Source organism: Legionella wadsworthii DSM 21896 = ATCC 33877, assembly GCF_000701265.1.
Taxonomy (GTDB): Bacteria; Pseudomonadota; Gammaproteobacteria; order Legionellales; family Legionellaceae; genus Legionella; species Legionella wadsworthii.
Genome location: NZ_KL370760.1, coordinates 583,477 through 601,402, shown reverse-complemented (window position 1 = coordinate 601,402; position 17,926 = coordinate 583,477). Strand labels below are relative to the sequence as shown.

The following is a 17,926-nucleotide window of genomic DNA, read 5'->3' as shown; positions in this document are numbered from 1 at the left end:
TGTTAACCTTTTAAATGATTCATTTTATCGACATCAATATTGCCTCTATTTCGATAAAGCAACATGACTATGGCTAATCCTATTGCCGCTTCTGCAGCAGCAACTGTTAAAATAAAAAAGACAAAAACTTGTCCACTGATTTCGTGGTAATAATGAGAAAACGCTACAAAGTTTGTATTCACAGCAAGTAACATCAATTCAATACAGACCAGCAGCAAAATGATGTTTCTGCGGTTCATCATTATGCCAATAAGACCGAAACCGAATAGTATCGCTCCCAGAATCAAGTAATTATTAATAGGTATCATAGAGAGTTCCCAACCTTATTTTTCTGCTTTCATATTAATTAATTCAACACGATCTTTTTTCTGTGTGAGAATTTGTTCCCTCACATTCTGTACCTTGGATTTTCTTGGACCTCTATGTACCAGAGTTATGGCTGAAATGATTGCAATTAACAGAAGCGCAGCAGCTATCTCAAATGCCAGAAAATAATCAGTATATAAAACCATACCTAAAGCTTCAGTGTTGGATACAGGTTGTGCTTGAGGGGTATTTTGTGTATTTAATTGACTGCTGATTGGTGTAACATTTTGTAACTCAACGTTAGATTTAAAGGTACCTGATGGAATGGATACCAATAAAAGACCTACTAATAAAGCAACCAAAATCAATCCAAAAGGAATATAGCGCTTGTGGTGGCTTTTTATCATTTCAACATCAATGTCCAGCATCATTACGACGAATAAGAACAGTGTCATCACCGCCCCTACATAAACCAAAACCAGAATAAGCGCCAAAAATTCCGCCTCAACAAGGATCCATAGAGCTGCGCTGGCAAAAAAGGTAACCACCAGACTAAGCACGCTACGCACTGGGTTATCTTGAATAATGACCAAAAAGGCAGACCCAACGGCTATTGCCGCAAATACGTAAAAAATAGTTTGAATTAGTATTTCATGCATACTTTACCCCGTTAACGGTATTTTTCATCAGCAGCTCTATCGGCTGCAAGTCTTGGTTCCATTAAGTCACCCAGTGCCAGGAGCTTTTCTTTAGTCATAATATTCTGACCGCGTTCACTGATGTGAAAATGATGTATTGGTGTGACAACTATGGAATCTACAGGGCAAGATTCTTCACATAAACCGCAATAAATGCATTTAAACGCATCAATGTCATAGCGTGTCGTACGTCGAGAACCATCGTCACGTGGTTCCGCTTCTATGGTAATCGCCAATGCAGGACATACCGCCTCACATAGTTTACATGCGATGCAACGTTCCTCGCCGTTAGGATAACGACGCAAGGCAAGCGCACCTCTAAACCGATGAGAGATGGGCGTGGCTTCCTCAGGAAACTGGACAGTTACTTTTTTCTTAAAAAAATATTTACCAGTTAACTTAAGACCCTGCAATAATTCTATTAAAAGAAAACTGCGTACATAGTATTTGATAAATTGATATACTTTTTTCATCGGCTTCTCTATTTAAAACCAAGGTTTAACATGTGTAACAACCATTAACGCAGTTACAATAATCCAAACAATGGTAACCGGGATGAGTACTTTCCAACCTAATCGCATCAGCTGGTCATAACGATACCGAGGGAAAGTAGCCCTTACCCATAAATACACATATAAGAAAAAGCTAACTTTTACGATTAACCAGACAAATCCAGGAACAACAAAAAATATGTTTTGTAAAAATGGAATCCCTTCAAATGGCGACTTCCATCCGCCCAAGAACAAAATACTGAGCATGACTGAAATAAGAATCATGCTGGCGTATTCTGATAAAAAGAATAGTGCAAACCCAATTCCAGAGTATTCAACATGGAATCCAGCCACTATTTCAGATTCGCCTTCGGCCAAATCAAAAGGCGCTCTATTGGTTTCTGCGATACCTGCAATCCAGAATACCAGGAATAAAGGAAGCAAAGGAATAAACCACCAATGTATGATTCCGCCGCTTTGGGAATTCACGATATCGGTAAGATTCTGGCTGCCTGCAGCAAGCAATACACCTACCAGGGCAAAACCCATAGCGATTTCATAAGATACTGTTTGTGCGGTACTTCTTAATGCACCAAACATTGCATATTTAGAGTTGGAAGCCCATCCTGCTATTAATACACCATATACTCCAAGCGAACTTAAGGCAAAAACATAAAGAACACCGGCATTAATATTCGCTAGAACCATGCCTTCCTGGAAAGGAATGACTGCCCATCCTGCCAGGGCTGGAACTAAAGCAAATAACGGCGCAGCTATAAATAGATATTTGTTGGAGCGCGTAGGAATGATAATTTCTTTAGTGATGAGCTTAATTAAGTCTGCAATTGGTTGCAGTAAGCCTAATACACCTACACGATTAGGTCCGATACGTTGTTGAATATATCCAATAACCTTACGCTCTGCATAAATTAAATATGCAACACATAAGAGTAATGGAATAACAATTACTAATATTTTAATGATGACCCAAATTAATATGCTAATATCTTGCAGCATTTTTTTACCTGCCTAGCGCTTAATAGTTATTGCAGCAAAAGAATGGCCTAAATCTACAGTTTCAGGCATAGCGTTTGCTACCCATACAACATCTGCCGCAATGCGTTCGTCACGTTTAAGCGGCAATGTTATCTCAATATCTCCCTGAGATACAGTAGCAACCTCATCTAATTTCAATCTATCTGCTGTCTCAGGGTTCATACGGATGCATGCTGATTCTGCAGCAGCGCATAATTGCAAGGCTTTGGCATTTCTCACAATGGCATCACTACGATAGAGGGGCCACTCGCCAACTCGAATTAAAGACTGATTCATTAGTGGCAAGCTCTCAGGATAATAAGGCTTGTATTCTTGCTCCATTGTAATGGCAACAGTATTTTTAATTTCTGACAGGACATCTTCAGTTGACATGTAGTCAAAACCATCACTCTTCAATAAATTACCTAATACACGCAAAATTTTCCATGCAGGACGCGACTCTCCATGTGGGGGAGTAGCTCCGCGCACAGATTGCCAGGTATTATCAACATTAATGTAGGTGCCTGATGTTTCTGCAAAAGGGGCCATGGGTAAAATAACATCCGCATAATCATGCATGGATTCATGATTGAAAGCAGAAATCAGTACAACAAATTCGGCACCTAACATGGATTGCCTTGCGCCATAAGGATTTGCAAAATCAAAGCCAGGTTCTACACCCATTAAAACATATGCTTTAAGCTTGGCATTCAGTGCAGCTTGCACATCCATTCCCGGGTTTGTGTCTTCTTTACCTGCAGCCAGTCGATGGGGAAGCATACCTGCCATCCATGCACCTGCAGTATTTGCACCCTGGGTTAATCTTAAGATCTTTGTACCGCTTAATTTTTCAATATGGTGAACTAAAGTACGTAGAAGGGCAGCTTCTGGATGATTCTCACACAAAGCACCAGTAATGAGACAAGCGTTTTCACCTTTCAATGCTTCAGCTACGCGAATCGTACTTTCATCAATATCTAAGCCAACTACTAATTTTTGAACTTCTGCAGGTAGATTTTTCATCTCCCCAGCAAGAGCTAAAGCAAGTTTGGCGAGCTGCATGGGCATTTCTAGTGGGGAAAGGATAAATCGTTCAGTAAGATTAAAACGATATTCAAAATCCACAGGACTGATTGAGTAAATTTTGGCGCCATTACGGTATGCCTTACGAACTCGGATTCCAGCTAGCGGAACTTCTCGATCAATATTACAGCCAATCAACACAATAGTGTTTTGTTGATCAATGTCTGCATAAGCTAATGAACTTCTTGGTGTTGTTGCTTGGGATTCTTGATCTTTAAAATCAGTTTGTTGCAAACGGTGATCCAAATTATGGACGCCCAAGCTTCTCATTAATTTTTGCAATAAATACATTTCTTCTAAGGTAGAAGAACTCGAAGCGAAAGCAGCTACTTGCTCTGCGCCATTTTGTTTTATAACTTTAGCCAATCCATCTGCAGTAAACTTTAACGCAGTTTCCCAATCAACTATTTCCCATTGTCCATTGCGTTTTATTTGGGGTTGACTTGCTCTGGACGGACTGTTTAATCCCAAATAGCTGAATCGATCTCTATCGGCGAGCCATGTCTCGTTAATAGATTCATTTTCTTTAGGCACGACACGCATGAGTTCATTTCTGCGTGTATGCAAATAAATATTTGAACCCAAACAATCATGGGGTGCTACGCCCTCATGCTGGTTGAGTTCCCAGGCTCGGGCAGTATAACGAAAGGGTTTAGAAGTTAATGCACCCACAGGGCATAAATCAATAATATTTCCTGAAACTTCCGACTGCATGCTGTGCTGAACATAAGTTCCAATTTGCATGTGCTCGCCACGGCCTGTTGCACCCAGCTCTCTTAATCCCGCAATTTCCTCTCCAAAACGAACGCATCGGGTACAATGAATGCACCGAGTCATTTCTGTTTCAATAAGCGTTCCCAAATTATCATCGTCTACTGAACGTTTGGTTTCTGAATAGGGTGATTCATAAGCACCATATCCCATAGACACATCTTGCAATTCACACTCTCCCCCCTGATCGCAAATAGGGCAATCGAGTGGATGATTAATCAGAAGGAATTCCATTACCACCTTTTGAGAATGTAATGCTTCCTTGGATTTGGTAAATACTTTCATACCGTTGGTGATAGGAGTGGCGCATGCAGGAACAGGTTTGCGGCCGTTTTCTACTTCAACCAAACACATGCGGCAATTTGCAGCAACGGATAATTTTTTATGATAACAAAAACGAGGGATATGAATACCTGCTTCATCAGCAACTTCGATGATCATTTTACCGTTTTCTGCTTCAAATGTTTTACCGTCGATTTCAATAGTAGTAGTCATGATCAAACCTTTTAATTATGCTGCGACGATCGAGCGTTTATGCTTAACGAAATATTCAAATTCATTGCGGAAATGTTTTACGAAACTTTGCACAGGCCAAGCTGCTGCCTCACCTAGTGCACAAATAGTTCGTCCTTCGATATTATCCGCAACATTGACTAATTTCTCTACATCTCCTGGTTCACCATGTCCCTCTTTGATTCGATGTAATAAACGGACCAACCATCCTGTACCTTCGCGGCAAGGAGTACATTGACCGCAAGATTCATCCATATAAAATTCAGAAATGCGGTATAATGCATCAACCATACACGTGGTTTCATCCATAATAATTACAGCACCGGAGCCCAAGCCTGAACCGGCTTTTTGAATGCTGTCATAGTCCATGTCAAGCTCCATCATGACATCGCCAGGGAGCACACGCATGGATGATCCACCGGGAATCACTGCTTTAATTTTTCGGTTATTTCTGACGCCACCTGCAAGTTCAAGAAGTGTTTTGAATGGTGTACCTAATGGGATTTCAAAATTCCCAGGTTTATTAACATGTCCGCTGACACTAAAGCATTTAGCACCACCATTATTTGGCTTGCCTAATTTTAAAAACCACTCGCCACCTTTTTCCATAATAACCGGAACCGAAGCAAAGGTTTCCGTATTGTTAATGGTTGTAGGCTTTCCATATAAACCATAGTTAGCAGGGAAAGGGGGCTTAAATCGAGGCTGTCCTTTCTTTCCTTCTAAAGAATTAAGCAGCGCCGTTTCTTCACCGCAAATGTATGCGCCAGCACCCAGATGATTATAAAGGTCAAAATCAATTCCGGAACCTAAAATATTTTTACCCAGTAATCCTGCTGCATAAGCTTCTTTAAGCGCAGCCTCTGTGCGCTCATAAGGCAACCAAAATTCGCCACGAATGTAGTTATATCCAACCGTTGAGCCCATAGTGTAGCCGGCAATAGCCATACCTTCGATGAGTTGATGCGGGTTTAAGGTAAGAATTTCGCGGTCTTTACATGTACCGGGTTCTCCCTCATCAGAGTTACACACTACATATTTCTGTACTGGAGTATTTCTATTCATAAAACTCCATTTCAGCCCCGTTGGAAACCCAGCGCCTCCTCTGCCGCGTAAGGCAGAAGTTTTCAATTCATCAATAATGACTTGTGGAGGAGTTTGCTCTTTGAGTATTTTCCTCCATGCACTATATCCACCAACACTTTCATAAGCAGATAGTGTCCAAGGTTCTTGTAAATGAAATGTTCGATAGCAAACTTGATTTAATTCGACCACGGCAACCACCTCTATCTTTAATCGTATTGTTCCAACACTTTATCTATAGATTCAGGAGTCAGATTTTCATGATAATCTTTGTCCACCTGCATCATTGGCGCGTTTACGCAGGCACCTAAACACTCAACCGACCGTAATGTAAAACGACCATCATCTGTGGTTTCGCCTAAATTTATGCCCAATTTTTTTTCCAAATGCGTGACGACACCAGCAGAGTCACGCAGCATGCACGATATATTGGTACAAACATTGATTAAATGTCTGCCAATCTGTTTGTGTTCGTACATTGTATAGAAACTGGCTACCTCATAAACGGAAATCGGAGGCATATCAAGATATTCAGCTACGGCATCCATTAACTCTGTAGTAAGGTGTCCATGCTCTTCTTGAACAATACGCAGAGCACTCATTACTGCAGATTGTTTCTCATCGGCAGGATACTTTGCAATCCAATGATCGATGTCTTTTATTCTTTCCTTTGACACCATTTGATGTAATATTTTTGCTGAATTCTCAGACATTTCTAAACCTTTATAAATTTAAACTGGAACGTCATTCATTTCAAAGTTGCACGCCAGTATCATTAACGATCAATTTCACCAAATACGATATCCTGACTTGCTAGAATCGCGACACCATCCGCAATCATATGCCCTCGAGCCATCGCATCAAAACTTGATAGATGAGCAAATCCCGGCGCGCGAATTTTTATTCTATAGGGTTTATTCGCTCCATCAGAAATCATGTAAATCCCAAATTCACCTTTTGGTGCTTCTACAGCGCTGTATACTTCGCCATGAGGAACACAGAAGCCTTCTGTAAATAATTTGAAATGATGGATTAATGCTTCCATGTCTTCTTTCATTTCCACCCGGCGTGGCGGAGATATCTTGTGATCATCGATCCGTACAGGTCCTGGGTTTGCTCTAAGCCATTCGATACACTGTCTTATGATACGATTGGATTGCCTCAGTTCTTCAACGCGAACTAAGTAGCGATCATAACAATCTCCTGTTTTACCTACAGGAATATCGAAATCTACTTTATCATACACTGCATAGCTTTGTTTTTTGCGTAAGTCCCATGCGATACCTGAACCACGCAGCATTGGGCCTGTAAAACCCCATTGCAAAGCCTCTTCAGGTGAAACTACCCCGATATTAACCGTACGTTGCTTCCAGATTCTATTGTCAGTCAATAATGTTTCATACTCATCGACACAGCGAGGAAAACGTTCTGTAAATGCCCATAGGAAATCCAACAAACTTCCGTTTCTATGCTCATTAAGCTTTTCAACTTCCCGCTCACTGTGCCATCTTGAGGGTTTGTATTGTGGCATGGAATCAGGCAAGTCACGGGCCACTCCTCCAGGTCTGTAATAAGTTGCGTGCATTCGTGCACCAGATACAGCTTCATAACAATCAAAAAGATCTTCACGTTCTCTAAAGCAATAAAGAAATACAGTCATCGCACCAATATCAAGCGCTATAGCACCCAACCACAAAAGATGATTTAAAATGCGGGTTACTTCATCAAACATGGTACGGATGTACTGGGCACGAATTGGCGCTTCTATACCTAAAAGTTTTTCTATCGCGCGGACGTAAGCATGCTCGTTACACATCATCGACACGTAATCGAGCCTATCCATGTATCCAATGGATTGGATGTAAGGTTTCGTTTCAGCAAGCTTTTCTGTTGCTCTATGCAATAATCCAATATGTGGGTCTGCTCGAACAATTGTTTCGCCATCTAATTCTAGAACCAACCGCAAGACACCATGAGCGGCAGGATGTTGTGGACCAAAGTTTAAAGTGTAATTTTTTAGTTCAATCATTTTTTTGCACCCTTATCGCCTATATATCGGTTATCTTGACGAATAACCTTGGGCACCAGGACTCTTGGTTCAATATCTACAGGAGCGTATATGACCTTTTCAAATTTTGCATCATAACGCATTTCAACATGACCACTAAGAGGGAAATCTTTACGAAATGGATGTCCAATAAAACCATAATCGGTCAAAATACGTCTTAAATCAGGGTGCTCCTCGAATAAGATTCCGTATAAATCATAAGCTTCTCGCTCAAACCAATTTGCGCCCTTCCACAAATGATGGACAGAGGGAACAATAAGATGAGACTCTTCCAGAAAGACCTTGACACGCAATCGATGATTTAGTTTAGTTGACAGTAAATGATAAACCACAGCAAAGCGTGGCTTTTCCAAGGTAAATTCTTGATCATGCTGACGCTCTACTCCGCGAGAGAATCCCCTCTCTGTCGCTTCATCAGTTTCCCAATCATATTGGCCATAAAGCAAATAATCGACAGCGCATAGATCAATAAGCTGATCAAAGCAAAATGCTTCCAAATCACGAAGTTCTAGCATCATTGCTTTTAAATTGGATGCACTACACTCAATCGTCACTTCGTCATGTGCAACGATAATGTCACTAATATAGGCCGCTAATTCAGTTTTGAGTTGATCAATCAAATAATCATTTTTAGTCATCTATTCTGCACCCTATGATGATCTTAAGCTTCTAAGATTTTTTTATGCCTAATTTTGTTCTGCAGTTGAATAATGCCATACAGCAATGCTTCTGCAGTTGGAGGGCAGCCTGGCACATATACATCTACTGGGACAATACGATCACACCCGCGAACTACGGAGTAGGAATAATGATAATAACCCCCTCCATTGGCACAAGAACCCATAGAAATAACCCATCGAGGCTCTGGCATTTGATCATAAACTTTTCGCAGAGCGGGAGCCATTTTATTGCATAAGGTTCCAGCAACTATCATCACATCGGATTGGCGTGGACTAGGACGAAAAATAATGCCAAATCGGTCCAAATCGTAACGGGATGCACCTACATGCATCATTTCTACCGCACAACATGCCAATCCAAAAGTCATAGGCCACATGGAGCCGCTGCGGGCCCATCCGAGAAGTTTTTCGACTGAAGTCGTAACAAAGCCACTTTTTTGCAATTCTGCAACCGCCATAGTTAGCCTCTAAGCAGTTAAAATATTAATAAAAAAAGTTCCACCACTGATTGCTTTCCTATTTCGAAAGGAAAGATCAGCAGTGAAATAAACCTATTTACAATTTCCTGAATTGAACGAAAACTCAGGACCCTCGAGCACCACCGCAGCATACATCAAAGTATGGGAACTTTGAAGCGCGAATCATCCATTGTTGAATATAGAAATTGCAAACAAGCCCAATGGTACACCTGAGTTTACTCCCACTCTAGTGCGCCGCGTTTCCATTCATAAATAAAGCCAATTACCAACAATCCTAAAAATAACATCATTCCCGCAAAACCGAACCAGCCAATTTTACGTAAAGCCAATGCCCATGGAAAGAAAAAAGCTGTTTCCAAATCAAAAATAATAAATAATATAGCGACAAGGTAAAAGCGAACATCAAAGGGGATACGAGAATTCTCAAATGCACCGAATCCACATTCGTAAGGTGAATTTTTAGCACTATCAGGTTGGTGCTTCGAAAGTAGAGACCCTGCTCCTATCATTGCAGCACCCAGCGCAAATCCGATAATTATGAAAACAAGAACAGGTAAATATTGAGCTAGCATTTTTTCACCTTGTACGGATTAAAATGGTGCCGAAGGCCGGACTCGAACCGGCACGGCTTTCGCCACCGCCCCCTCAAGACGGCGTGTCTACCAATTCCACCACTTCGGCAATTCTTCTTTTCAGACCTGTTTCTATTTGTATGCTTGTCATCCAGCCATGATTTCTTATGAAATTACATCCCAATCCCAGTACTCAAGAATGGGGGCACTTTGGCTTAGCTTAACAAATGGAAACAAACCCATTATTTAAATTATTGTATCTTACGCAGCACAATAAGTGCATCGAAAGAAAACCTATTACTTCTTATTGCTGTCATCTCCGGGTACAGGAATTGTATTCGCTGGTACACTCGTAGGTTGAGGAATAACCTGCTGCTCCCCTTTTTGATATTGGACAGAAACCAAATAGGATAACAATAAACTGGTTACAAAAAACGTCAGTGCCAGTCCACCAGTTAATTTAAACAAAAAACTACCTGTCCCTTGGCTTCCAAATAATGTATTTGAAGCGCCCGATCCAAAAGCAGCACCAATATCAGCACCTTTACCATGTTGGATGAGTACTAAGCCGATTAAGACTACAGCAACGATTACATGAATCATTAAGATCAATTGATACATTTCACAATTTCCAAAAACTGTTTCGCGTTCAACGATGCACCGCCTACCAAACCGCCATCAACGTCTGGCATACTGAACAATGCTTTAGCATTATTCTCATTCACACTACCTCCATAAAGAAGGGGTAAATGCGCAGCATCGCTATGATTTATCTTTCCAATCAGCTTTCTAATAAACTGATGTACTTCCTGTGCTTGGTCTGGTGTAGCAGTTTTTCCTGTACCGATAGCCCAAACGGGTTCGTAAGCAATAACACAATCCTGAAAGCAATTTTTATCGTGTTCGCTTACAGCGAGCAATTGTTTGGCAATTACTTGCTCTGTTTGCCCTTTTTCACGTTCAGTTAGTGTTTCACCAACGCAAAGAACCGGTATCATACCATGTTCTTTGACATGGTGGAATTTTTGGGCTACAAAATTTTCTCCCTCATGAAAGCAATGTCTTCTCTCAGAGTGACCCACCAAAACATAGCGGCAATTAAAATCTTTGAGCATGGGACCGGACAACTCGCCCGTGTATGCACCAAAGTTTTTTGGGTATACATTTTGTGCGCCTACATTAATTTTACATTCGGAAAGTGTCTCACTAACTTGTGGAATGTAAATTGCTGGGGGCATCACGATTATTTGGACATCATCGATAGAACCCAGTGAGTCTTTAAGTTCTTTACTTAATTGAATCACTTGCTGCAGCTGCCCATTCATTTTCCAGTTGCCAGCAACAATCTTGTGTCTCATTAAATACCCCTTGCACTTTCAATGCGGACTATACCCAAACTATGCGCTGAAGTGTAGTCCTATCACCATTTTTTTAATGCAAATTATGCTCAAATAATACTCTATCGGCTCATTTTTACCGCTGAACATTTAAACTTCTTTCAATTTGGCTTATATCATCACACAGTTTTTGGGCATGTTGTTTCACCAGGGATTCATCTATGCCTTCTACCATCACCCGTAACAGGGGTTCGGTACCTGAAGGTCTCAGTAATACACGTCCCTCCCCATTTAAACTGGATTCCAAAGCCTTCACTATCTCTATTACTTGTGAGTGTTCAGCAAGTAAGGTGGCATAATTGGTTCTTAAATTCATTAAACTTTGCGGCAGCAGCGTGATGCCTTCATTTAACTGCTGTAGCGTTTTACCTTGTTTTACCATAATGGACAACACTTGTAAGGCAGCAACAATCCCATCACCAGTAGTTGTTTTATCCAAACAGACGATATGCCCCGATGTTTCACCCCCAATTTTCCAATCCTTTTCGCGCAGTACCTCTAAGACATACCGATCACCTACACGTGAGCGAATAAAAGGAATACCTAAGCTCTTAATGGCAATTTCTAAACCATAGTTACTCATCTGGGTACCGACTACCCCACCATTTAATACGCCACGTTGATGTCTGTCTTTCGCAATAATAAAAAGAATTTGATCTCCATCGAGTATACGACCATCGGAGTCAATCAAAATAACACGATCTCCATCGCCATCCAGCCCAATTCCTATATCTGCACCGGTACTTAGAACCTTTTGCCTTAACAGTTCAGGAGAGGTAGAACCGCAATCTTCGTTAATATTAAAACCATCAGGCCGATTACCAATAGACACTACTTGGGCGCCTAGCTCTGAAAATACATTGGGGGCAATATGGTAGGTTGCGCCATTGGCACAATCCACAACTATTTTTAAGCCCGATAAACGAGTTAATGATGGAATTGTGGATTTGCAAAATTCTATGTAACGACCGCTGGCATCATTGATACGAGTTGCCTTCCCTAAATTTTGAGAAGGTACTGTTTGCATTTTCTTTTCCAGCTCAGCTTCAATAGCTAATTCAACGCTATCCGGTAGTTTTCCACCCTCCGAGGAAAAGAATTTAATACCATTGTCTTCAAAGAGGTTATGCGATGCGCTGATGACAATGCCCGCATTGGCTCTAAGTGTTTGTGTCAAATAAGCGATGGCAGGAGTTGGCATCGGGCCAAGCAAAGCCACATCCACTCCTGCGGCTGATAAACCGGCTTCCAGAGCAGACTCCAACATATACCCTGATACCCTTGTATCCTTTCCTATCACTACTTTTTTACGATGTCCATTAGCAAATACGCGACCTACGGCCCATCCCAGTTTCAAGACAAACTCAGGGTTTATATTCGATAGACCCACATGTCCCCGTATACCATCAGTACCAAAATATTTACGTTGACTCATCCTTAGACACCTCTTATTCAAGAATTTTATGCCCGCGTGAGCTGATTTATATCGGCTGATCAATCATATTGATCATGCGTAACGCTTGATTTGTTTCATCTACATCATGCGTTCTAATCATACCAACACCTTTAAGCATGGCATAAATAGCAACCGCTATACTCCCTATCAAACGCTCACCCACCTCTTTAGAAAGCACTGCTCCAATAGTACTTTTGCGTGATACCCCCAAAAGCAGAGGCCTTTTAAATGTTGCAAAGCTATCAAGATTTTTGACCAAGAGCAAATTATCTTGTACTTGTTTTCCAAATCCAAACCCAGGATCAAGTATTATAGTACTTTTTTTAATACCTACCCGCTCACATTCAGCAATACGATCCCCAAAAAAACGGGTTATTTCATGAAGCACCCCTTCCGGATAAGTTGGATTATGTTGCATATTTTGCGGCGCTCCCTGCATGTGCATAAGACATACAGGAACCGCCAGCTGGGCAGCCATTTCCAAAGCTCCTGGAGCGCGTAAAGCATAGATATCATTAATTATGTTCGCTCCTGCGCCCACAGCAGCGTTCATGACCTCAGGTTTACTCGTATCAATTGAAATACAAATGTCTGAGTAGGTGCGTATTTTTTCAATTACAGGAATGACACGATTCAACTCTAGTTCAAGAGAAACCTCCTGAGCCCCAGGCCTGGAAGATTGACCGCCTATATCAATTAAATCCGCTCCTTGGCTTATTAATTGTAAAGCGTGGTCAATGGCTTTATCACTAGATAAAAATTGACCGCCGTCAGAAAAGGAATCGGGAGTAACATTCAAAATACCCATAATTAATGGCTTGACATGGGCATTAGGTTGACTTTCAAGCCAAGCTGTAAATTGGGATGCGTTCACCTGCTTCTCTCACTAAAAATTTAGTGCTCTTCAGCAGGATTGACACTAACTTCATGTTCTGTCGGTTTTTCTGAAGAAGGACTTATCACCTCAGCGCCATCCAGAGGTTTTGACGAACCCCAATCTTCCGGTGGAGTAGGTTCTTTGCCAGACATTATCTCTTGTATTTGCCTGAGATCAATGGTCTCATATTTAATTAGACTTTGAGCCATTAAGTGCAATTTATCCATATTGGTAACCAAAATTTCTTTAGCGCGTTTGTAGTTTCTATCAATGATGGCTCTCACTTCATCATCAATTTGCTGTGCCGTTCTGTCAGACATTTCTTTGTGTTTATTCATTGAACGGCCCAAGAATACTTCCTCTTCCTCTTCACCAAACGTAAGCGGACCTAACGTTGACAATCCCCAGGAAGTAACCATTTTACGTGCTATTTCAGTAGAACGCATGATGTCATTTGATGCACCCGTCGTCACGCTTTCTGGACCAAAAATAAGTTCTTCGGCGATACGACCGCCAAACAAACTGGATAATTGGCTTTCAAGACGACGTTTACTATGGCTATACCTATCTTGTTCTGGTAAAAACATGGTCACGCCAAGAGCACGGCCACGAGGTATGATGGAAACTTTATAAACTGGATCGTGTTCTGGTACAGATAATCCGACGATGGCATGGCCTGCTTCATGGTATGCAGTCAGTTTTTTCTCATTGTCATCCATAACCATAGAGCGTCTCTCTGCGCCCATCATGATTTTGTCTTTCGCTTTATCCAGCTCAGTCATAGTGACCTTACGCTTATTTGCTCGTGCAGCAAATAAAGCAGCTTCATTCACCAGATTTGCCAAATCTGCTCCAGAAAAGCCTGGGGTACCTCGGGCAATTGCCATGATGTCGACAGCACCATCAACTGGAACTTTTTGCAAATGTACCCTTAAAATTTGTTCACGCCCCCGAATGTCCGGTAAAGGAACGACTACCTGGCGATCGAATCGTCCAGGACGTAGCAAGGCTGGATCTAAAACATCAGGACGGTTTGTAGCGGCAACAACAATAACGCCTTCGCTTCCTTCGAAACCATCCATTTCAACTAGTAATTGGTTTAATGTTTGTTCACGCTCATCGTGTCCACCACCAAGGCCAGCTCCTCGATGTCGACCTACAGCATCAATTTCATCGATGAAAATGATGCAGGGTGCATGTTTCTTAGCCTGCTCAAACATATCGCGAACACGGGAGGCACCCACGCCGACAAACATCTCAACAAAGTCTGAACCTGAAATAGTGAAGAATGGTACTTTAGCTTCACCTGCAACCGCTCGAGCTAAAAGCGTTTTACCTGTTCCTGGAGAACCTACTAATAAAACGCCTCGAGGAATGCGTCCGCCCAAGTTCTGGAACTTGGTAGGATCACGTAGAAAATCAACTAATTCCTTCACTTCGTCTTTTGCTTCATCAACTCCAGCAACATCAGCAAAAGTGACCTTAACCTGGTCCTCACCGAGCAAGCGCGCTCTGGAACGGCCAAATGACATGGCACCGCGCCCACCCCCGCCTTGCATTTGGCGCATAAAAAATACCCAAACCCCAATTAAAAGCAGCATGGGGAACCAATTAATAAATAAGTGGAGAAGGAAACTTTCTTGCTGTTTTTCTTGGCCGCTTACATCGACTTTGCTTTTTAATAACTCACCCAATAAAGCATTGTCTTGCATGGGCATGTAAGTCACAAATCGTTTATTATTCTTGGTCATCCCCTTGATGATTTTATCATCCTCAATTGTGACTGAGTTAACCATACCTTGATCGACTTCTTTCAGAAATTGACTGTAAGACAGTTTTTCAGCAACCGAGTTCCTTGGGCCAAAATTACTGAAAACTGACACAAGCACGATTGCTATAATCAGCCATAAAAATAAATTCTTAACCATGTCGTTCAAAGTATTAACCTCGTTAGTGACGTACAGCTTTTATTTATATGATCGAAATTCTTAGATCATAAAGTTACTATAAATTGTATCCCTTTGCCAGCAAATAGGTTTCTTTTGAGCGAGCACGAGAAGCTAAAGGCTTGCGAATCACTACTTTTTCAAAAGAAGATCTAGCCTGTTTAATCAAATCATCAAAGCCTGCGCCATGAAATATTTTAATTAACATAGAGCCACCTGGTTTTAGCATTTTTTCCGCAAAATCAAAAGCCAACTCCACTAAATACATGGCTCTAGGAATATCAATTGCAGTGTTACCACTTAAATTTGGGGCCATATCGGATAAAATCAAGTCAACGCCGTGATTAGGGATTACATCCATTAGTTTTTGCAATACGTCCTCTTCCCGGAAATCACCAAGAATAAAATGCACATCAGGCAAAGTATCCATGGGCAAAATATCCAGAGCAATGATATGTCCGCGGCCCTGCATCCGCTCAGAAAGATACTGAGTCCATCCTCCAGGAGCCGCTCCAAGATCAACCACGGTCATTCCTGGTTTTATTAAAGATTCTTTTTCATCGACTTCTTTTAGCTTATATATAGCGCGGCTGCGGTATCCTTCTGCTTGTGCCTTTTTTACATAAACATCATCAAAGTGCTCTTGCAACCATCGCTTACTGCTTTTAGTACGCTTCATAAATTCGTATCAAGTATCAATTAGATCTATGATACTGAATTTTACTACCTTTTCCCAGCAAAACGTGCAATAATTTACCATTTATTATTCATTCTCTAATCTTATAATATAATTGGAGTGAAATTAAGGAATAAATACAGTGGATACCGCATTCAAAAAAGCACTAAAAGCTCAAGCCCATCATCTAAAACCTGTTGTGCTTCTTGGCGCTAAAGGTTTAACAGAGGCTGTTAAGGCAGAAACAGACATTGCATTACTATCACACGAATTAATAAAAGTAAAAATCAATGGAGCCGAGAAAGAAGACAGGTTGAACATGGCGGTTGAATTGTGCGATCAACTGCATGCAGAACTTGTACAGATGATTGGCAATACCTTCATTATATATCGTAAAAATGAAGAGAAACATAAGTGACAGAATTAACAGTATTGTATACACTAGACTTTATAAAAATACTTCCCTTCAAAAAACCATTCCTATAATCCTGTTGAAAGGTGCTGGTCAAAAGGGATAATTAAAATTTATCGTATGGCCTATGATATTAAAATACATACCAAATGCTCTGACTTTATTGCGGCTGATCATCATCGCGCCTTTCTTGTTTTATTTATATAAACATGAGTATTCTATTGCATTTTATTTATTTATATTTGCTGGCTTAAGTGATGGTTTGGACGGTTTTTTAGCCAGAAGCTTCAATTGGCAGAGTTTTTTTGGGTCTTTTGTAGATCCTATGGCCGATAAATTACTGATAGCTTCCAGCTTTATTTCTTTAGCTTTAATTGGTGTATTACCCTGGTGGCTAGTCATTCTGGTATTTCTTAGAGATTTAACCATATCACTGGGAGTGCTTGCCTGGTATCAATTTATTCGCCGTAAACTAGATTTTCAACCCACCCTGCTTAGTAAAATTAATACTGCCTTACAATTAACCTTGGTGACTTCTTGTTTATTTGAGTTAGCCTATTTTGAATTTCCTCCCTATTTGCTCAATGTTTTGATTATTTTAACAACACTGACTACCGCAATTACATATATAGACTATATTTGGACTTGGGGCAGAAAAGCATGGCCTAAAAAAGAACCCTCATAATGAACAAGCAGTTGTCCTTAGCGATTAAATTAAAAGACGAAGCGAATTTATCCGACTTTAATTGGGGAAGCAATCAATTATTACAACAGCAATTGCATAACATGCTCTTACATCAGGAGGAGCGGCTTCTTTATCTCTGGGGCAATATAGGTAGTGGCAAAAGCCATTTATTACAGGCATGCTGCCAATATACCAAATCCCAATCTGCAATATATCTCCCTTTGTCCCTTCTTAAAGAATGGGGACCCCAAGCTATTGAGGGATTGGAAGAACAAGAATTAATCTGTATCGACGATATTGATGTCATAGCAAAGGATTCTAAATGGGAAGAAGCTTTATTCCATTTTTATAATAGAATAAAAGATATGGAAAAAAGCATTTTAATTATCTCTGGCAATCAATCTCCTGCGACTATTCCCATACAACTTGCTGATTTACGTTCCAGATTAAGTTGGGGCTTAGTCATCCATTTAATGGAACTCAATGATGAAGATAAAATTGAAACTTTGAGACGTCAAGCTTTCAAAAGAGGATTTGATTTACCGGTCACTGTGTGCCAATTTCTTTTAAACAGATGCTCCCGGAATATGCATGATTTACAATTAATACTCAATCGATTAGATGATGCATCTCTTGCAGCGCAGAGAAAGATAACCATTCCATTTGTAAAAGATATTTTAGAAATATAAATTTTAAAA

At 40.8% G+C, this 17,926-nt stretch carries 20 protein-coding genes and 1 tRNA gene; 3 read left to right on the top strand and 18 right to left on the bottom strand.

Features of this window, described 5'->3' with window-relative positions:
- Positions 1-2 precede the first annotated feature (2 nt).
- The 18 genes from nuoK to rlmE form a co-directional block, all read right to left on the bottom strand.
- Positions 3-308, bottom strand: coding sequence for an NADH-quinone oxidoreductase subunit NuoK (nuoK, locus tag BU07_RS0114335; RefSeq protein ID WP_031567188.1), 306 nt, complete (start codon positions 306-308; stop codon positions 3-5).
- Between the two features lie 15 nt (positions 309-323).
- The gene (locus BU07_RS0114330; protein WP_031567186.1) at positions 324-965 is read right to left on the bottom strand and encodes an NADH-quinone oxidoreductase subunit J; all 642 of its coding nucleotides are present in this window, start codon (positions 963-965) and stop codon (positions 324-326) included.
- 11 nt (positions 966-976) lie between these two features.
- Positions 977-1,477 (bottom strand): NADH-quinone oxidoreductase subunit NuoI, encoded by a 501-nt coding sequence (gene nuoI / locus BU07_RS0114325; protein ID WP_031567184.1) that lies wholly within the window; start codon positions 1,475-1,477, stop codon positions 977-979.
- Positions 1,478-1,489: 12 nt separating this feature from the next.
- Positions 1,490-2,512 (bottom strand): NADH-quinone oxidoreductase subunit NuoH, encoded by a 1,023-nt coding sequence (gene nuoH, locus BU07_RS0114320; RefSeq protein ID WP_031567182.1) that lies wholly within the window; start codon positions 2,510-2,512, stop codon positions 1,490-1,492.
- A gap of 12 nt (positions 2,513-2,524) precedes the next feature.
- On the bottom strand, positions 2,525-4,879 hold the full coding sequence (gene nuoG / locus BU07_RS0114315) for an NADH-quinone oxidoreductase subunit NuoG (RefSeq protein ID WP_031567180.1): 2,355 nt from the start codon (positions 4,877-4,879) through the stop codon (positions 2,525-2,527).
- Between the two features lie 15 nt (positions 4,880-4,894).
- Positions 4,895-6,172 (bottom strand): NADH-quinone oxidoreductase subunit NuoF, encoded by a 1,278-nt coding sequence (gene nuoF, locus BU07_RS0114310; RefSeq protein ID WP_031567178.1) that lies wholly within the window; start codon positions 6,170-6,172, stop codon positions 4,895-4,897.
- A gap of 17 nt (positions 6,173-6,189) precedes the next feature.
- Positions 6,190-6,693: an NADH-quinone oxidoreductase subunit NuoE gene (gene nuoE, locus BU07_RS0114305; protein WP_031567176.1), complete on the bottom strand. Its 504-nt coding sequence runs from the start codon at positions 6,691-6,693 to the stop codon at positions 6,190-6,192.
- A gap of 62 nt (positions 6,694-6,755) precedes the next feature.
- Positions 6,756-8,009, bottom strand: coding sequence for an NADH-quinone oxidoreductase subunit D (locus BU07_RS0114300; RefSeq protein ID WP_031567175.1), 1,254 nt, complete (start codon positions 8,007-8,009; stop codon positions 6,756-6,758).
- Positions 8,006-8,686: an NADH-quinone oxidoreductase subunit C gene (locus BU07_RS0114295; RefSeq protein ID WP_031567173.1), complete on the bottom strand. Its 681-nt coding sequence runs from the start codon at positions 8,684-8,686 to the stop codon at positions 8,006-8,008. The genes BU07_RS0114300 and BU07_RS0114295 overlap by 4 nt, the downstream gene beginning before the upstream one ends.
- Positions 8,687-8,709: 23 nt before the next feature.
- Complete coding sequence (locus BU07_RS0114290; RefSeq protein ID WP_031567169.1) at positions 8,710-9,186, bottom strand: NuoB/complex I 20 kDa subunit family protein; 477 nt, start codon at positions 9,184-9,186, stop codon at positions 8,710-8,712.
- Between the two features lie 236 nt (positions 9,187-9,422).
- Positions 9,423-9,779: an NADH-quinone oxidoreductase subunit A gene (locus BU07_RS0114285; RefSeq protein WP_031567166.1), complete on the bottom strand. Its 357-nt coding sequence runs from the start codon at positions 9,777-9,779 to the stop codon at positions 9,423-9,425.
- A 24-nt stretch (positions 9,780-9,803) separates the two neighbouring features.
- Positions 9,804-9,888: transfer RNA gene (locus tag BU07_RS0114280), tRNA-Leu, on the bottom strand.
- Positions 9,889-10,076: 188 nt separating this feature from the next.
- On the bottom strand, positions 10,077-10,400 hold the full coding sequence (secG, locus tag BU07_RS0114275; protein WP_031567163.1) for a preprotein translocase subunit SecG: 324 nt from the start codon (positions 10,398-10,400) through the stop codon (positions 10,077-10,079).
- Positions 10,388-11,137 (bottom strand): triose-phosphate isomerase, encoded by a 750-nt coding sequence (gene tpiA, locus BU07_RS0114270; protein ID WP_031567162.1) that lies wholly within the window; start codon positions 11,135-11,137, stop codon positions 10,388-10,390. The genes secG and tpiA overlap by 13 nt, the downstream gene beginning before the upstream one ends.
- A gap of 115 nt (positions 11,138-11,252) precedes the next feature.
- On the bottom strand, positions 11,253-12,611 hold the full coding sequence (glmM, locus tag BU07_RS0114265) for a phosphoglucosamine mutase (RefSeq protein WP_031567159.1): 1,359 nt from the start codon (positions 12,609-12,611) through the stop codon (positions 11,253-11,255).
- A 46-nt stretch (positions 12,612-12,657) separates the two neighbouring features.
- The gene (gene folP, locus BU07_RS0114260; protein WP_031567157.1) at positions 12,658-13,506 is read right to left on the bottom strand and encodes a dihydropteroate synthase; all 849 of its coding nucleotides are present in this window, start codon (positions 13,504-13,506) and stop codon (positions 12,658-12,660) included.
- A 20-nt stretch (positions 13,507-13,526) separates the two neighbouring features.
- Entirely contained in the window at positions 13,527-15,437 is a 1,911-nt protein-coding gene (gene ftsH / locus BU07_RS0114255) for an ATP-dependent zinc metalloprotease FtsH (RefSeq protein WP_031567154.1), read from the bottom strand.
- Between the two features lie 76 nt (positions 15,438-15,513).
- Complete coding sequence (gene rlmE / locus BU07_RS0114250; protein ID WP_031567152.1) at positions 15,514-16,134, bottom strand: 23S rRNA (uridine(2552)-2'-O)-methyltransferase RlmE; 621 nt, start codon at positions 16,132-16,134, stop codon at positions 15,514-15,516.
- Between the two features lie 139 nt (positions 16,135-16,273).
- On the opposite strand from rlmE, the gene yhbY reads away from it, so the two are divergent.
- From yhbY to hda, 3 genes are all read left to right on the top strand, one after another.
- Positions 16,274-16,549 carry a ribosome assembly RNA-binding protein YhbY gene (gene yhbY / locus BU07_RS0114245; protein ID WP_031567149.1) on the top strand — a complete coding sequence of 92 codons (276 nt, stop codon included), beginning with the start codon at positions 16,274-16,276 and terminating at the stop codon, positions 16,547-16,549.
- Between the two features lie 121 nt (positions 16,550-16,670).
- Positions 16,671-17,228, top strand: a complete 558-nt coding sequence (locus tag BU07_RS0114240) for a CDP-alcohol phosphatidyltransferase family protein (RefSeq protein ID WP_031567146.1) — start codon at positions 16,671-16,673, stop codon at positions 17,226-17,228.
- Entirely contained in the window at positions 17,228-17,917 is a 690-nt protein-coding gene (gene hda, locus BU07_RS0114235; RefSeq protein ID WP_031567145.1) for a DnaA regulatory inactivator Hda, read from the top strand. Before BU07_RS0114240 ends, hda begins: the two co-directional genes overlap by 1 nt.
- Positions 17,918-17,926: the final 9 nt, after the last annotated feature.

Bases quoted from the DNA above. Each gene is read 5' to 3' on its own strand.
- nuoK (WP_031567188.1), bottom strand. From the start codon at position 308: ATGATACCTATTAATAATTACTTGATTCTGGGAGCGATACTATTCGGT.
- BU07_RS0114330 (WP_031567186.1), bottom strand. From the start codon at position 965: ATGCATGAAATACTAATTCAAACTATTTTTTACGTATTTGCGGCAATA.
- nuoI (WP_031567184.1), bottom strand. From the start codon at position 1,477: ATGAAAAAAGTATATCAATTTATCAAATACTATGTACGCAGTTTTCTT.
- nuoH (WP_031567182.1), bottom strand. From the start codon at position 2,512: ATGCTGCAAGATATTAGCATATTAATTTGGGTCATCATTAAAATATTA.
- nuoG (WP_031567180.1), bottom strand. From the start codon at position 4,879: ATGACTACTACTATTGAAATCGACGGTAAAACATTTGAAGCAGAAAAC.
- nuoE (WP_031567176.1), bottom strand. From the start codon at position 6,693: ATGTCTGAGAATTCAGCAAAAATATTACATCAAATGGTGTCAAAGGAA.
- BU07_RS0114300 (WP_031567175.1), bottom strand. From the start codon at position 8,009: ATGATTGAACTAAAAAATTACACTTTAAACTTTGGTCCACAACATCCT.
- BU07_RS0114295 (WP_031567173.1), bottom strand. From the start codon at position 8,686: ATGACTAAAAATGATTATTTGATTGATCAACTCAAAACTGAATTAGCG.
- BU07_RS0114290 (WP_031567169.1), bottom strand. From the start codon at position 9,186: ATGGCGGTTGCAGAATTGCAAAAAAGTGGCTTTGTTACGACTTCAGTC.
- BU07_RS0114285 (WP_031567166.1), bottom strand. From the start codon at position 9,779: ATGCTAGCTCAATATTTACCTGTTCTTGTTTTCATAATTATCGGATTT.
- secG (WP_031567163.1), bottom strand. From the start codon at position 10,400: ATGTATCAATTGATCTTAATGATTCATGTAATCGTTGCTGTAGTCTTA.
- tpiA (WP_031567162.1), bottom strand. From the start codon at position 11,137: ATGAGACACAAGATTGTTGCTGGCAACTGGAAAATGAATGGGCAGCTG.
- glmM (WP_031567159.1), bottom strand. From the start codon at position 12,611: ATGAGTCAACGTAAATATTTTGGTACTGATGGTATACGGGGACATGTG.
- ftsH (WP_031567154.1), bottom strand. From the start codon at position 15,437: ATGGTTAAGAATTTATTTTTATGGCTGATTATAGCAATCGTGCTTGTG.
- rlmE (WP_031567152.1), bottom strand. From the start codon at position 16,134: ATGAAGCGTACTAAAAGCAGTAAGCGATGGTTGCAAGAGCACTTTGAT.
- BU07_RS0114240 (WP_031567146.1), top strand. From the start codon at position 16,671: ATGATATTAAAATACATACCAAATGCTCTGACTTTATTGCGGCTGATC.
- hda (WP_031567145.1), top strand. From the start codon at position 17,228: ATGAACAAGCAGTTGTCCTTAGCGATTAAATTAAAAGACGAAGCGAAT.